15 protein-coding genes and 1 tRNA gene are annotated in these 13,364 nt (G+C 66.5%); 4 read left to right on the forward strand and 12 right to left on the reverse strand.

All coding sequences use genetic code 11. The features are described 5' to 3' along the window. Window positions 1-25: 25 nt before the first annotated feature. The 10 genes from ACO055_RS05990 to ACO055_RS06035 form a co-directional block, all read right to left on the reverse strand. Window positions 26-676 carry a tetratricopeptide repeat protein gene (locus ACO055_RS05990; RefSeq protein ID WP_422061676.1) on the reverse strand — a complete coding sequence of 217 codons (651 nt, stop codon included), beginning with the start codon at window positions 674-676 and terminating at the stop codon, window positions 26-28. Continuing rightward, window positions 673-1,092: a cytochrome c-type biogenesis protein gene (locus ACO055_RS05995; protein ID WP_422061677.1), complete on the reverse strand. Its 420-nt coding sequence runs from the start codon at window positions 1,090-1,092 to the stop codon at window positions 673-675. Before ACO055_RS05995 ends, ACO055_RS05990 begins: the two co-directional genes overlap by 4 nt. 113 nt (window positions 1,093-1,205) lie before the next feature. Then, the gene (locus ACO055_RS06000) at window positions 1,206-1,736 is read right to left on the reverse strand and encodes a DsbE family thiol:disulfide interchange protein (protein ID WP_422061679.1); all 531 of its coding nucleotides are present in this window, start codon (window positions 1,734-1,736) and stop codon (window positions 1,206-1,208) included. Then, window positions 1,733-3,703 carry a heme lyase CcmF/NrfE family subunit gene (locus ACO055_RS06005; protein ID WP_422061680.1) on the reverse strand — a complete coding sequence of 657 codons (1,971 nt, stop codon included), beginning with the start codon at window positions 3,701-3,703 and terminating at the stop codon, window positions 1,733-1,735. Before ACO055_RS06005 ends, ACO055_RS06000 begins: the two co-directional genes overlap by 4 nt. A gap of 124 nt (window positions 3,704-3,827) precedes the next feature. Next, complete coding sequence (ccmE, locus tag ACO055_RS06010; protein ID WP_422061681.1) at window positions 3,828-4,265, reverse strand: cytochrome c maturation protein CcmE; 438 nt, start codon at window positions 4,263-4,265, stop codon at window positions 3,828-3,830. Further along, on the reverse strand, window positions 4,262-4,417 hold the full coding sequence (locus tag ACO055_RS06015; RefSeq protein WP_422061682.1) for a hypothetical protein: 156 nt from the start codon (window positions 4,415-4,417) through the stop codon (window positions 4,262-4,264). Before ACO055_RS06015 ends, ccmE begins: the two co-directional genes overlap by 4 nt. 3 nt (window positions 4,418-4,420) lie before the next feature. Further along, a complete protein-coding gene (gene ccmC / locus ACO055_RS06020; protein WP_422061683.1) occupies window positions 4,421-5,155 on the reverse strand; it encodes a heme ABC transporter permease CcmC in 735 nt (244 codons plus the stop codon). 235 nt (window positions 5,156-5,390) lie between these two features. Next, window positions 5,391-5,744: a YbaN family protein gene (locus ACO055_RS06025; RefSeq protein WP_422061684.1), complete on the reverse strand. Its 354-nt coding sequence runs from the start codon at window positions 5,742-5,744 to the stop codon at window positions 5,391-5,393. Window positions 5,745-5,893: 149 nt separating this feature from the next. Then, a complete protein-coding gene (locus tag ACO055_RS06030) occupies window positions 5,894-6,943 on the reverse strand; it encodes a Glu/Leu/Phe/Val family dehydrogenase (protein ID WP_422061685.1) in 1,050 nt (349 codons plus the stop codon). A 97-nt stretch (window positions 6,944-7,040) separates the two neighbouring features. Further along, window positions 7,041-7,117: transfer RNA gene (locus tag ACO055_RS06035), tRNA-His, on the reverse strand. A gap of 102 nt (window positions 7,118-7,219) precedes the next feature. On the opposite strand from ACO055_RS06035, the gene ACO055_RS06040 reads away from it, so the two are divergent. Further along, window positions 7,220-7,900, forward strand: coding sequence for a prolyl hydroxylase family protein (locus ACO055_RS06040; RefSeq protein WP_422061686.1), 681 nt, complete (start codon window positions 7,220-7,222; stop codon window positions 7,898-7,900). A gap of 20 nt (window positions 7,901-7,920) precedes the next feature. Here ACO055_RS06040 and ACO055_RS06045 read toward each other — a convergent pair whose 3' ends face one another. Continuing rightward, a complete protein-coding gene (locus ACO055_RS06045; protein WP_422061687.1) occupies window positions 7,921-8,667 on the reverse strand; it encodes an SIMPL domain-containing protein in 747 nt (248 codons plus the stop codon). A 130-nt stretch (window positions 8,668-8,797) separates the two neighbouring features. On the opposite strand from ACO055_RS06045, the gene ACO055_RS06050 reads away from it, so the two are divergent. After that, window positions 8,798-10,573 (forward strand): ABC-F family ATP-binding cassette domain-containing protein, encoded by a 1,776-nt coding sequence (locus ACO055_RS06050; protein ID WP_422061688.1) that lies wholly within the window; start codon window positions 8,798-8,800, stop codon window positions 10,571-10,573. Between the two features lie 399 nt (window positions 10,574-10,972). On the opposite strand, the gene ACO055_RS06055 is transcribed toward ACO055_RS06050, so the two are convergent. Next, on the reverse strand, window positions 10,973-11,455 hold the full coding sequence (locus ACO055_RS06055) for a DUF6456 domain-containing protein (RefSeq protein WP_422061689.1): 483 nt from the start codon (window positions 11,453-11,455) through the stop codon (window positions 10,973-10,975). Between the two features lie 86 nt (window positions 11,456-11,541). Here ACO055_RS06055 and ACO055_RS06060 point away from each other — a divergent pair, with 86 nt between their 5' ends. Then, on the forward strand, window positions 11,542-12,102 hold the full coding sequence (locus tag ACO055_RS06060) for a helix-turn-helix domain-containing protein (protein ID WP_422061690.1): 561 nt from the start codon (window positions 11,542-11,544) through the stop codon (window positions 12,100-12,102). Between the two features lie 93 nt (window positions 12,103-12,195). Continuing rightward, window positions 12,196-13,362: a glycosyltransferase gene (locus ACO055_RS06065; RefSeq protein WP_422061691.1), complete on the forward strand. Its 1,167-nt coding sequence runs from the start codon at window positions 12,196-12,198 to the stop codon at window positions 13,360-13,362. The last annotated feature ends 2 nt before the right edge of the window (window positions 13,363-13,364 follow it).

Below are 13,364 nucleotides of genomic sequence, written 5' to 3' on the forward strand. Positions count from 1 at the left end.
ATAGGTTCCAATTCGGAACGCATCTCTAGGGCGCGGCCTGCGTCTCGGGCGGCAAGACCGGTCCCATCGCCTCGCGAAGCTGCGAAAGCCTGAGTTCCAGGTCAGGCCGCCATGGCGCACCGGCGGGCGATCGCGCCAGAAGCTGGCTCCACACGGCATCCGCGCCCTTCAAGTCACCGCTCTGCGCCATCGCGAGTCCGGCAAAAAAGGGCGGCGCCGGATGCGACGGATCGCGTTTCGCGGCCTCGTCGAAAGCCAGCGCGGCCGCAGGCGACATCACACCGCCGCCATGCGCGACGAGCGCGTTGCCCAGCCCGACCCACAGGTCGACATTGTCGGGATATTTCTCCAGCCCCTTTTCAAGCGCTTGCGAGGCGAGCTCGGTCTTGCCCGTGCGCATGAAGCCGTCCGACATGCCGATCCATTGCGCCGCCGGACCGAACCGGTCGGCCATGCCCTGCTGCCGGTCGGTAAGCGCTTCGCCGAACCCTTCGGATTCGGCGGCCTTCGCCACCGGCTTGCCGGCCAGCGACGGACTGCCCTGCAACGCATAACCCGCAAGCCCCAGCATGATCGCCGCCCCGGCCAGCGGCCGCGAGACCGCGGGCAGCTTGCCGATCCAGAAGATGCCGCCGGCCGTCAGCGCGGCTGCGATGAGGATCCACACCCAGATCATGCCGCATCCTCCCCGTCGGCGTCGCCGCGGCGAAACCGCCCGAACGCCAGCCAGCCGCCGAGCGCGAGAAACAGCAAAGGCCCAAGCCACAGCAGCGCGGTCGCCGCATCGAACGGCGGATCATAGCTCACCCAATTGCCATAGCGCGCGACGAGCCATTTACGGATCGCATCGGGGTCCTCCCCCGCGGCGATCTTCGTGCGCACCTCGTGCCGCATGTCGCCCGCCAGCGGCGCATCGCTGTCGGCGATCGACTGCCCCTGACAAACCAGACAGCGCAGCGTCTCCATCAACGCCTTAGCCTTCGCTTCCTGCGCCGGATCGCGCAGCTGTTGATAGGCATAGGGTGCGGGTGGCAGGCGGTCCTGGGCGGTTGCGGGGAAGGGTAATAGGATCAGCAGCGAAACCAAAAACACCCGTGCTCCCCCGCGAAGGCGGGGGTCCAGGGCGAGGTTTTGTCGCGCCGGCTTCTTGCCTCTCTGGATCCCCGCCTTCGCGGGGAAACCAGTTGAAAGAAGCTGCCGCACGCTCACTTCATCGCCTCCAGCTTGGCGACGATTTCGGGCACCTGCTCGGCCAGGATCACGCCCTGGATCTGCTCGCGGATGATCCCCTTGCCGTCGATCAGGAAGGTCTCGGGCACCCCCGACGAACCCAGCGCGATCTGCACGCTGCTTTGCTGGTCGGACCCGATGCGCTCGAACGGATTGCCGTTTTCCTGCAGGAACTGCGCGACATCGTCGGGCCGGTCGCGGATCGCGATGCCGTCGATCGGCACCCCCGCGGCTTTCAGCGCCTCGAGCTGCGGCGCTTCGGCGCGGCACGGAATGCACCAGCTCGCAAACACGTTGACCAGCCGCGGCCGCCCGTCGGCCAGCTGGCTGCTCTTCAGTCCCTCGACCCCCGCGGTCGCGGGCGGCAGGTCGAACAGCGGCATCGGCTTGTTGATCCATTGCGACTGGATCAGCGTCTCGGCGGGCACCGTCAGGCGATAGATGAAAGCGCCGAACAGCAACGCCATGATCGCCAGCGGCGCGAACAGGACCCAGCTCTTCTTCATGCGAAGCGCTCCTGCGCCTTACGCGCGCGCCGCGCGCGCCAGATTTCCAGCAATTGCGCGCGGCCGAGCAGCGACAGCGACGCACCGATCGCGATCAGCGCACCGCCCAGCCAGATCCACCACACCAGCGGCTTCCACCACAGGCGCAGCTGATAGCGGTCGGCCGACAGCCCATCGGCGCTCGGCACCGGCTGGCCGAGGACGACGTAAAGCTGTCCGCCCGGCCGCGTCAGCAGCGCGGCTTCGTTGGTCTCGGTCGGCGCCGTCCCCATCAGGCCGGGAAACGTCCGCGCTTCGGGGTGCAGCGTGAACGACGCACCCGAAGACGTCGTCGCGATCAGCGTCCCGCGGATCGCGGTAAAGTTCGGTCCGGCGACCGGCTTGACCCCGGCGAACTTCACCGAAAAATCGTCGACTTTCACCGTCTCGCCCGGCGCTGCGGCGACCAGCCGTTCCTTGATGAAGGCGCTTTCGGCCGCCATCCCGGCGAGCGCAACAGCGATGCCGAAATGCGCGATCACCATGCCCCATGTCGGCAGCGGGGTGCGGCGAAGATTGCGCTTCCAAAGCGGCGCCAGGCTCGCGACCGCAACGACGCCCGCGACCGTCATCCCCAGCAGCGGCAGCACGCCGACCTTGCCGCCGAACAGCACGAGCCCGAACAGCACCAGCGCACCGGCAAAGATCGCGACGGGCAGCCGCGTCCACAGCTTCTTGCCGTCGTCCCGGCGCCAGCTCAGCAGCGGCCCCGTGACCATCACGAGGCACAGGATCAGCGCCAGCGGTCCCGCGACCTTGTTGTAATAGGGCGGCCCGACCGAAATCTTCTCGCCCATCGCTTCGGCGACGATCGGATAGAGCGTGCCGAGCAGCACGAGCGCCAGAATCGTCGTGAGCAACAGATTGTTGATCACCAGCGATCCCTCACGGCTCATCAACGCGAACTTCTTGCCCTCGGCGACCGTTCCGGCGCGAAACGCGAACAGAGTCAGCGCGCCGCCGATATAGATCGCCATCAGCGCGAGCAGGAACGTTCCGCGCTCGGGATCGACTGCAAAGCTGTGGACGCTGGTCAGCAGCCCCGACCGGACGATGAACGTACCGACCATCGACATCGAAAAGGCGATCACCGCCAGCATCACCGTCCAGGCGCGCAGCGCGTTGCGCGTTGCCGTCACGGCGACCGAGTGGAGCAGCGCCGTCCCCGCGAGCCAGGGGATCAGCGACACATTCTCGACCGGGTCCCAGAACCACCAGCCGCCCCAGCCGAGCTCATAATAGGCCCAATAGCTGCCCGCGGTGATGCCGAGCGTCAGGAAGATCCAGCTGCCCAGCACCCACGGCCGCATCGCGCGGGCAAAGGCCGGACCGATCTCGCGCGTGATCAGCGCCCCGACGGCAAAGCTGAAGGCGATCGAAATTCCGACATAGCCCACATAGAGCGTCGGCGGATGGAAGGCGAGCCCAGGGTCCTGGAGCAGCGGATTGAGCCCCTGCCCATCGGGCGGCGCAACCGGCAATCGCTTGAACGGGTTCGACGAAAACAGCAGGAAAGCAAAGAAACCCAGGCTGAGCGCCGCCTGTGCCGCCAAAGTCGCGATCAGCGTGTCATTGCGCAGCCTTTTCTCGAAGATCGCGACCAGCGCGCCCGATACGCCCAGGATCGTCAGCCACAGCAGCATCGACCCTTCATGATTGCCCCAGGCGCCCGCGACCTTGAACAGCATCGGCTTCAGGCTGTGGCTGTTGCGCGCGACCAGTTCGACCGACATGTCCGAACGCACGAACAGCGTGATCAGCAAGGCAAAGGACACCGCGGTCAGCACGCCCTGCGCCACGCTCGCCGGGCGGACCAGCGCGGCCAGATCGTCCTTGCCGCTGCGCAGGTAAAATACGCCCGCGACCAGCGACAGGCTCGCCAGCGCCGCCGCGATCCACAGCAGGGCCAGGCCCAGTTCGGCGATCATTGGTAAACGCCCGGCAAAAGATCCGTCGCCCCCGCGAAGGCGGGGGCCGCAGTCGTTTTGCACAGCGGCGCTGGAGCAGGCCTCCAACGGCCCCCGCCTTCGCGGGGGCGACGGTACAGGGTCATCATACCTTCGGCGCCACCTTCATATTCTTCGGCATCTCGCCCATTTGCGGCGGCATATAGCGTTCGTCGTGCTTCGCCAGGATGCGGTCGGCGACGAAGGTCCCGTCGGCGCGCATCCGGCCGTCGGCGACCATGCCCGAATTTTCGGCGAACAGGTCGGGGACGATGCCCTTGAACTGCACCGGGATCGAGGCCTTGCCGTCGGTCGCGACGAAATCGATCGTCAGCCCGTCGGCCTGTCGCTTGATGCTGCCCGCGGCGACCATGCCGCCCAGTCGCATCGGCTCGCCGACGACGGTCTTGCCGGCTTTCACTTCGACGGGCGTGCGGAAATAGGCGGCTTCGTCGCGCAGCGCGCTCGCGCCGAGCACGCCGGCCCCCGCGATGCCGCCCAACGCGACGAGCGCCAGAATCAGCCGCTGATGCTTTGCTTTCATGTGCGGTTCTTACGCAAAGCGTCGCTGCGCCGCTCGGCCTTTTTCATCGCGCGCCAGCTGGTCCACAGCACGACGCCGGTCAGCAGCGCAGTCAAAGCATAAGCGGCGGCAACAAACGCCCATTGTCCGCCCCCGCTGATCACCCCTGTCATCGCTCAGCTTTCCTCGTCGTCGGCGAGCCGCCGCAGCCGCGCCGCAACGCGATTGTCGGCGATGATCCGCCGCATCCGCATCAGCACGATGGCGCCGAATAGCAGCGAAAAACCCAATACGGTCAAGCCCAAAGGCCAGAGCAGCGCGCCGTCGATCGACGAACCGCCCAGCGTGATGCTTGGTCCCTGGTGCAGGCTGTTCCACCACACGACGCTACGGTTGATGATCGGGATGTTGATCGCGCCCACCAGCGCATAGATGGCGGCGCCGCGCGACAGCGATCCGCCCTGCCGCTGGCCCTCATCGCCGCTCGTCAACGCAACGAACCCCGCATAAAGGAACAGCAGGACGAGCATCGAGGTCATCCGCCCGTCCCATTCCCACCAGGTCCCCCAGGTAGGGCGGCCCCAGATCGATCCGGTCGCAAGGCACAGCGCACAAAACAGCATGCCGGGCACCGCGATCGCGCGCGCCGCGATCCCCGACAGCGGATGGCGCCACACAAGCTGCACCAGCCCCGCAACCGCCAACGCGGTCCAGCCGCCCATGCCCAGCCAGGCCGACGGCACATGAACATACAGGATGCGGGCGGTCTCGCCCTGCTTGGCCTCGCCCGGCACCAGCATCAGCCCCGCCCAGGCCCCCGCGAGCACGAGCAAAAGCCCGACGCCGAGCAGCCATGGCGTCAGCGGCTTGGCAATCGCCAGAAAGCGGGTCGGGTTGGCGTAAGCGTGCATCGGTTTCGCGTCGTCTTTAGGTGAGGCCGATTTATCGGTCCAGTGAATTGCCCCGGCGCGACCCGGCGGCGCCTCTGTTGCGCGGGCGGGGCGTGACGTCAAGCTTCCGGACACTCCTGGTGTGCCGGATCGCCACTCCTCTCTTCGTCATTCCCGCGAAAGCGGGAACCCAGTTGCAACGTTCGCTCGCTGGGTTCCCGCTTTCGCGGGAATGACGAAAATCATCTTTGACCGATCACCCCTCCGGCCGCGTCCATATCCAGCTTCCGGTCACTGCCGCGGCGATCACCGGCGCCATCACCCACGGCCAGGGCGAAAAGATCGCTGCCAGCACGATGCTCACCGCGAACGCCACGCTTGCCGCGATCTTGCCCTTGCGGCTGATCGCGCCCTTCTCGCGCCACGCGACGATATGATGCCCGAAATGCGGGTGATCGAGCAGCCAGGCCTCCAGCCGCGGCGACGAGTTGGCGAAGCAAAAGGCGGCCAGAATGACGAACGGCACCGTCGGCAACAGCGGCAGGAACGCGCCGATCGCGCCAAGCCCCAGCGACGCCCAGCCCGCGACCAGATAGAAATGCCGTTTCATCGGGAAGGAGGCTTAGCGGATTTGAATGGCCCTGCCACCCACTCCGTTCGCGCGGCGCCTGTCGAAGCGCCGTTCTTCTCTTGCAACGGTCGAAGAAAGAAGAACGCTGCCTCGACAATCTCGGCACGAACGAAAATGGGGAGGCTAATTTACCCCCGCCCGATCAGCTTCTGCGCCATCCGGTCGGCCACGACCGACGCCGGCGTTCCGCTCGCCTTGCTCTCGGCCCAGATCTCCGCCAGCCGGCCGGGGATCAGGTGGATGCGGCTTTCGACTTCTTCGCGGCTACCCTGCCCCAGATATTCCAGCGCGACGTTGATGATACCGCCGGCGTTGATCACATAATCGGGGGCATAGACGATGCCGCGGTCGTGGATGCGCTGGCCGTCGGCTGCGGTCGCAAGCTGATTGTTCGCGCCGCCCGCGACGATCGGCACGCGCAGCTTCTCGATGCTCCGTTCGGTCAGGATCGCGCCGAGCGCATTGGGGCTCAGCACGTCGGCCTCGACCTCCATGATCGCCGCCGAATCGGCCAGGTCGGCGCCCAGTTCCTCGGCCAGCGCTTTCGCGCGCGCCAGATTGACGTCGGCGAGCGTCAGTTTCGCGCCTTCGGCCGCCAGCCGCCGCGCGACGCCGCCGCCGACGCTGCCGACACCCTGGATCGCGACGCGCACGCCCTTGGCATCGTCGGCGCCCAGGCCCTGCTTGATCGCCGCCTTGACGCCCAGATAGACGCCCAGCGCGGTCAGCGGGCCGGGATCGCCGCCGGCCTCGCCGCTCGCCACGGGCAGCCCGCTGACATGCTTCGTCTGCTTGGCGATCTCGACCATGTCGGCGTCGGTGATGCCGACATCCTCGGCGGTCACATAGGCGCCGCCGAGCGAATCGACGGCGCGGCCAAAGGCCGCGAGCAGTTCAGGGGTCTTGGCGCCATTTTCGTCGGCCAGGATCACGCCCTTGCCGCCGCCCATCGGCAGGCCCGCCATCGCATTCTTGTAGCTCATGCCGCGCGACAGGCGCAGCGCGTCGGTGATCGCGGCGGCGCGCTGCGGATAATGCCAGTATCGCACGCCGCCCGCGCCGGGGCCAAGGTGGGTCGAATGGACCGCGATGACCGCCGTCAGTCCGCTGGCACGATCGCGGAACATGTGGACATGCTCATGATCGTCGAAATCGGCGAAATCCCACACAGCGGACATGGCTTTTCCTCGCGTTAAAAAATTACGTGGAGACGTAATAATGCAACAGGGGTGACGAGTCACCCCAAATCCCGCCTAGGCGTGAAAATCGAGAAAATGGGGCGACCAACGGGGCTCGAACCCGCGACCTCCGGTACCACAAACCGGCGCTCTAACCAACTGAGCTATGATCGCCACATGCCCGGCGAAACCGCCTGCGACAGCGCGCGGCGATAGGCGCGCCCCCCCTGTTCGTCAAGCATTGTTCGCGCGGGCCAGCCCCACTAAAAGCCCCGCATGGCTGGCAATCATCATGTCGATATGGCGACCTCGGGCGCCGACCGCACGGGCGAACGGCTCGCTGCCGTTCCGGGTATCAGGCGCGCGCCGACTCCAAAGCTTCAGCAGTTCATGCTTTCGCGCTTCCTCGACGCCGAAACCTGCGCCGGGCTGATGGCGCTGATCGACGGCGACGCGCGCCCGTCGACCATCGCCGACCCGAACGGCGACGAAGCGTTCCGCACCAGTTCGACCTGCGACCTCGACCACCGCAACCCGCTTGTCGTCGGCGTGAACGACCGGCTCCACGCGCTCACCGGCATTCCGCACCCCTATGGCGAACCGCTCCAGGGCCAGCGCTATGACGTCGGCGAGGAGTTCAAGGCGCACACCGACTATTTCGATCCCGACGGCGCCGACTGGGATCTGTATTGCGCGGTTCCCGGCCAGCGCAGCTGGACGTTGATGATCTATCTCAACGAACCTGCAGCGGGCGGCGCCACGCGCTTCCTCGCAACCGGCAAGATGCACCAGCCAGAGGTCGGCAAGCTGCTCGCCTGGAACAACGTCCGCGCCGACGGCACCCCCAACCCCGACACGCTTCACCACGGGATGAAGGTGCGAAAGGGGCGCAAATATATCATCACCAAATGGTTCCGCGAACGCCCCTGGCCGTGGGCCGAAGGGGAGCTGGGTTAAGCCCAACTCCCCCAGGTGGTTCAGCGAACCAGCTTGTACTGAAAGCTCAGCGTCAGCGTATTGGCGACCTGCCCCGGCTCGATCACTGCCTTCGCCGATTGATTGGCGACGCGCGCGTCCATGGCGAAAGGCATCGGCCGCGGCCCCTGAAACGCGCTGCCTTCGGTGACCGAAACCAGCTCCGCCGAGCGATAACCCGCAAGACGCGCATAATCCGCCGCCTTGGCATTGGCCTCGTCGAACGCCGCCTTGCGCGCCGGGACGAGCATCGCGTCGGGATCCCTCATCGCGAAATAGGGTCCGTCCACATTGGTGCCACCCGCTGCAACCAGCGCGTCGAGCAGTTCGCCCAGCTTGCCGATTTCGTCCGTGGTGACGCGCACGGTGTTGCTGACCTGATAGCCGATGAAGCGCGGCGGCTGGCCATTGCCCTGATTGTTATAGTCGTACTGCGGCGACAGGTTGATGCCGCTCGTCTGGATGTCTTCGGCCTTGATGCCGCGCTTTTTGGCTGCGGCAACAAGCTTTTCCATCGCGACGCTGTTTGCGCGCAGCGCCTCGACCGCGGTCGGCGCCGTGTTCGTCACGCCCGCGCCGATGCTGGCGCGATCGGGGCGCGAGCGCACCTCCTGATCGACGCTGAAGCTCAGAATCGGTCCCTGCGTCGTAGCCGTCGTCACCGTCGATCCTCCCTGCTGTGCGATTGCCGGCACAGCGGCCATCAATGCGATGCCAGTGGCCATAGCGGTGAACAGATGCTTCGTCATATATGTCTCCTGTCAGCCGGAACCCCCGGCCTTTTGCCCACCCCGTAACGCTGACGGAGCAGACCCGTTCCCGCCTTTGGCCCCGCCGCGCTTGCATGATGCTGAACAGGTCGCTAGCCCGCCGTTCATCATGGCAGCACCGATTTTATCTTATGAGGGCCTCGGCCTCGTGCAGGGCAGCGGCTGGCTGTTCCAGGATCTCGACATCTATGTCGGCGCACGCGATCGGCTCGCGCTGATCGGCCGCAACGGCGCGGGCAAGACGACGTTGCTCAAGCTGCTCGCCAACCGCATCGACGCCGACAAGGGCAAGCGCACGATCGTCCCCGGCACGCATGTCGTGATTCTTGAACAGGAACCCGACCTGTCGGCGTTCGACACGCTGATGGCGTTCGCCACATCGGGCGCCGACGCGCCCGCCGAACATGACGTTGCGGCCATCGCCGACCAGCTCGGCATCGACATGAGCCGCACCGCCACCAGCGCCTCGGGCGGCGAGCGCCGCCGCGCCGCGATCGCCCGCGCGCTCGCGCAGAACCCCGATGTCCTGTTGCTCGACGAGCCGACGAACCACCTCGACCTTGCCGCGATCGACTGGCTCGAAAACTGGCTGTCGCGTTATACCGGCGCGTTCGTCGCGATCAGCCACGACCGCACCTTCCTCACGCGCCTGACGCGCCAGACCTTGTGGCTCGACCGCGGCAGCATCCGCCGCAAGGAAATCGGCTTCGGCGGTTTCGACGAATGGACCGAAGCCGTGTTCGCCGAGGAAGCGCGCGCGGCGCAGCGCCTCGATTCGAAACTGCGGCTCGAGGCGCACTGGCTCGAACGCGGCGTCACCGCGCGCCGCAAGCGCAACCAGGGGCGGCTCGAAAAGCTGAAGGAAATGCGCGCGACGCGGGCCGCGATGATCGGCGGCCCCGGCGTGGCCAAGCTCGGCCTCGCCAACGACGATGTCCGCTCGAAATCGGTGATCGTCGCCGACCATATTACCAAACGCTTCGGCGACCGCACGATCATCAAGGACTTTGATTTCCGCGTCCAGCGCGGCGACCGCATCGGCATCGTCGGTGCCAACGGCGCAGGCAAATCGACGCTGCTCAAGCTGCTCACCGGTGAAATCCAGCCCGACGAAGGCAAGATCACGCTTGCCCCGACGCTCGACGGCATCGTCATCGACCAGCAGCGCAGCCTGCTCTCGCCCGAAAAGACCGTGCGCGACATTCTCGCCGATGGCGGCGACTGGGTCGAGGTGCGCGGCGTCAAAAAGCATATCCAGGGCTATCTGAAAGACTTCCTCTTCGATCCGGGCGTCGCCGAAGCGAACGTCGGCGCGCTTTCGGGCGGCGAGCGCTCGCGGCTGTTGCTCGCGCGCGAATTCGCCCGCGAATCGAACCTGCTCGTCCTCGACGAGCCGACCAACGACCTCGACCTCGAAACGCTCGACCTGCTTCAGGAAGTCATCGCCGATTACGAAGGCACCGTGCTGCTCGTCAGCCACGACCGCGATTTCCTCGACCGCACCGTCACCGTGACCCTCGGCCTCGATGGCTCGGGGAAGGTCGATATCGTCGCGGGCGGCTACGCCGACTGGGAAGCGAAGCGCACCAGGCCGGTCGCCGCAAAGGCCAAATCGGCTGCGGCTGCTGCGCCTCCCCCGCCGACCGCGCGCAAGAAACTCAGTTACAAGGACCAGCGCGACTATGATCTGCTGCCCGGGCGGATCGAGGCGATCGAAACCGAGATGGCCGGGGTCGAGACCGAACTCTCCGACGGCAATCTGTTCACGCGCGACAACGCGCGCTTCAACGCGCTGACCGGAAAGCTCGACAAGCTACGCGGCGAAAAGGCGGCAGCCGAAGACCGCTGGCTGGCGCTGGCGGAAGAAGTCGAAGCGCTGGGCTAAGCTTCACCCGCCCGAAGGCGGCGACCAATATTCTTTCGCCATCGCGGCATTCTTTCGTCATCCCGGCATTCTATCCTCCTCCCAATATTCTATCCTCATCCCAATATTCTGTCGTCATCCCGGACTTGATCCGGGATCCATTTCGACGGGACGTACATGGACCCCGGATGCAGTCCGGATATGCAAGCATGTGTTCCCCCGCGAAGGCGGGGGTCCAGCTGCCACGAAAGACGTGCAGCAGCGCCCCCTTCGACGCTTCGCGTAAACGCTCCACCCCCGCCTTCGCGGGGAAACGCCCCTTCCTCGTCTCAGTGGTTTAATCGCCGATCAAGCCTGTCCTGAGCTGTCGAAGGGTCCGCGGTGACGACAAAGGCGCAACGCCCGATCAGTGCGCTCAAATCACCCCAACCCATAAAACCGCACCAGGCGGTCGAGCGCCAACCCAAGTACCAGCTTCCCCGACCGCGCGGGCCACCTCAGCGCTTTCTCCGCCCCACTGATCCCTTCGCCTGCGCAGATCACGCGCCAGCAAATATCGGCAAGCCCCGGCCCGACATGGTCGACTGCGGCATGAAAGCGCCGGTGCGCATCGATCCGCGCCAGCGACGCATCCCCCGCGCGCGCGCCGCCGCGGCTCTTCGCCGGCGGTGCGGCGTCCCAGCGCATCGTCACCCGCGCCGCCAACCCCGCGCGCTCATAATCGGCGCGAAGCCGCTCCCCGGCGTGCAATTGCCCCATCGTCAACATCCCGCGCGATGCAAGCCAGGCGACCGGACTTTCTGCGACATTGACTGTCACATACCGCATCACCTGCGGCCCCGCCTTTCCGGGATCGATCCGGTCGTCGGGGTGAAGGCGGGTTTCAAGGCGACGTGCGATCATGCGATTCTCCCTAACTGCACGACTCGCTTGACATTGGATTATTTTGTAGGAAAGAAGAAACCGATTTGGTTATTTGGGGTTTTGCCATGATCAATAGCATCCGCGCCGTCCGCCGCGCCAAGGGACTGACGCTCGAAGAAGTGGGCCAGCGCTGCGATCCTCCAACGACCGCCCAGACGATCGGTCGCCTCGAAACCGGCACGCGAACGCTCTCGCTCGGCTGGATGAACCGCATCGCAAAGGCGCTCGGGGTCGAGGCCGCCGAACTCGTCCAGCTGCCGCAGGATACGCAGCTTACGATCACGGCGCACCTCGGCCCCGACGGTGCGCAGGCACCGACGCGCGTCGAACAGGCGCTGACGGCACGGCCCGGCGAGGATATGGTCGCGGTACGCGTCTCCTCGTCGATCGGCGACTATCGCGCGGGCGACGAAATCTGGTGCCGCCGTATCGAGGGCGATTGGGCCAGCGCGCTCAATCGCGACCTTCTCGTTCCCCGCCCCGCCGGCCGCTTCTTCTTTGCGCGGCTGCTCAACGTCGACGGCGAGAAACTCCATCTGCTCCCGCTCGGAACCGGACAGCGCCAGCAAGTGGTGAGCAATCCGCCCTGGGCCGCAGTGGCGATCCGCCTCATCCGCTCGCTCTAGCTGGAATTGCATTCGCCCTGCGCTTGTTGAAGCCTGTCCTGAGCGCCGCCGAGGCAGTCGAAGGGCTCAGCACAAATGGATGAGAGGATAGGCATGACTCCGCTGCGCATCCTGTCGATCGCGACGCTCTTCCCCGACGTCGCTCGCCCCAACTTCGGTCTGTTTGTCGAGCGGAGCCTGCGCGCGCTCGCGGCGCAGCCGGGCGTACAACTCACCGTCGTGGCGCCCGTCGGCCTGCCGCCCTTCCCGCTGTCGCTCCACCCGCGCTACCGCGCGCTGCGCGCGCTTCCGCTACAGGAAGACTGGAACGGCCTGACCGTCCATCGCCCGTGCTTCACGCTGGTCCCGCGCCTTGGCGCCCGCCTCAATCCGGCAGCGATCGCGCGTGCGGTCCTGCCGGTCGTGCGCGGCCACCATTTCGACGTGATCGACGCCCAGTTTTTCTACCCCGACGGCCCGGCGGCGATGCGCGTCGCCAGCGCGCTCGACCTACCCTTCTCCGCAAAGGCACGCGGCGCCGACATCAGCCATTTCGGCCATGATGCGGCGACAAGGGCGCAAGTGCTGGAGGCCGCCGACAAAGCCGCGGGCCTGCTCGCCGTATCGGATGCGATGCGCCGCGATATGGCCGCCATCGGCATCGACGCAAGCAAGGTCGCGGTCCATTACACCGGCATCGACACGGCCCGCTTCCACCCCGGCGACCGCTCCCGGGCACGCGCGACGCTGGGCATCGGCGACGCCCCCACGATCCTGACCGTCGGCGCGCTGATCGCGCGCAAGGGCCAAGCGCTGGTCATCGAAGCGCTGCCGGCGCTGCCCGGCGTCCACTACCGGCTTGCCGGTGCCGGCGAAGAGGAAGGCCGCTACCGTGCGCTGGCCGCCCGGCTCGGTGTCGCCGACCGCGTGCATGTCATGGGGTCGGTCGCCAACGCCGACCTGCCGCAGCTCTATCGCGCCGCCGACGTCGTCGTGATGCCTTCGGTCAGCGAAGGCCTGGCCAATGCGTGGGTCGAAGCGCTCGCCTGCGGGACGCCGATCGTGATCAGCGATGCAGGCGGCGCATCCGAACTGGTGGCTTCGCCAATGGCCGGCCGCATCGTCGACCGCACGCCCGACGCGATCGCCGACGCGGTGCGATCGATCCTGGCCAGCCCGCCCGCACAGGCAGACGTCGCCGCGAGCCTCGATGGCCGCTTCGACTGGGACCGCAACGGCCGCGAGCTGGCGGAGCACCTCCGCCGCTGCGCGGTCCGCTAGCG

The organism is Sphingopyxis sp. (assembly GCF_965227415.1).
Taxonomy (GTDB): domain Bacteria; phylum Pseudomonadota; class Alphaproteobacteria; order Sphingomonadales; family Sphingomonadaceae; genus Sphingopyxis.

Bases quoted from the DNA above. Each gene is read 5' to 3' on its own strand.
- ACO055_RS06025 (WP_422061684.1), bottom strand. From the start codon at position 5,744: ATGAAACGGCATTTCTATCTGGTCGCGGGCTGGGCGTCGCTGGGGCTT.
- ccmE (WP_422061681.1), bottom strand. From the start codon at position 4,265: ATGAAAGCAAAGCATCAGCGGCTGATTCTGGCGCTCGTCGCGTTGGGC.
- ACO055_RS06015 (WP_422061682.1), bottom strand. From the start codon at position 4,417: ATGACAGGGGTGATCAGCGGGGGCGGACAATGGGCGTTTGTTGCCGCC.
- ACO055_RS06030 (WP_422061685.1), bottom strand. From the start codon at position 6,943: ATGTCCGCTGTGTGGGATTTCGCCGATTTCGACGATCATGAGCATGTC.
- ACO055_RS05990 (WP_422061676.1), bottom strand. From the start codon at position 676: ATGATCTGGGTGTGGATCCTCATCGCAGCCGCGCTGACGGCCGGCGGC.
- ACO055_RS06045 (WP_422061687.1), bottom strand. From the start codon at position 8,667: ATGACGAAGCATCTGTTCACCGCTATGGCCACTGGCATCGCATTGATG.
- ACO055_RS06005 (WP_422061680.1), bottom strand. From the start codon at position 3,703: ATGATCGCCGAACTGGGCCTGGCCCTGCTGTGGATCGCGGCGGCGCTG.
- ACO055_RS06040 (WP_422061686.1), top strand. From the start codon at position 7,220: ATGGCTGGCAATCATCATGTCGATATGGCGACCTCGGGCGCCGACCGC.
- ACO055_RS06065 (WP_422061691.1), top strand. From the start codon at position 12,196: ATGACTCCGCTGCGCATCCTGTCGATCGCGACGCTCTTCCCCGACGTC.
- ACO055_RS06055 (WP_422061689.1), bottom strand. From the start codon at position 11,455: ATGATCGCACGTCGCCTTGAAACCCGCCTTCACCCCGACGACCGGATC.
- ACO055_RS06000 (WP_422061679.1), bottom strand. From the start codon at position 1,736: ATGAAGAAGAGCTGGGTCCTGTTCGCGCCGCTGGCGATCATGGCGTTG.
- ACO055_RS06050 (WP_422061688.1), top strand. From the start codon at position 8,798: ATGGCAGCACCGATTTTATCTTATGAGGGCCTCGGCCTCGTGCAGGGC.
- ccmC (WP_422061683.1), bottom strand. From the start codon at position 5,155: ATGCACGCTTACGCCAACCCGACCCGCTTTCTGGCGATTGCCAAGCCG.
- ACO055_RS06060 (WP_422061690.1), top strand. From the start codon at position 11,542: ATGATCAATAGCATCCGCGCCGTCCGCCGCGCCAAGGGACTGACGCTC.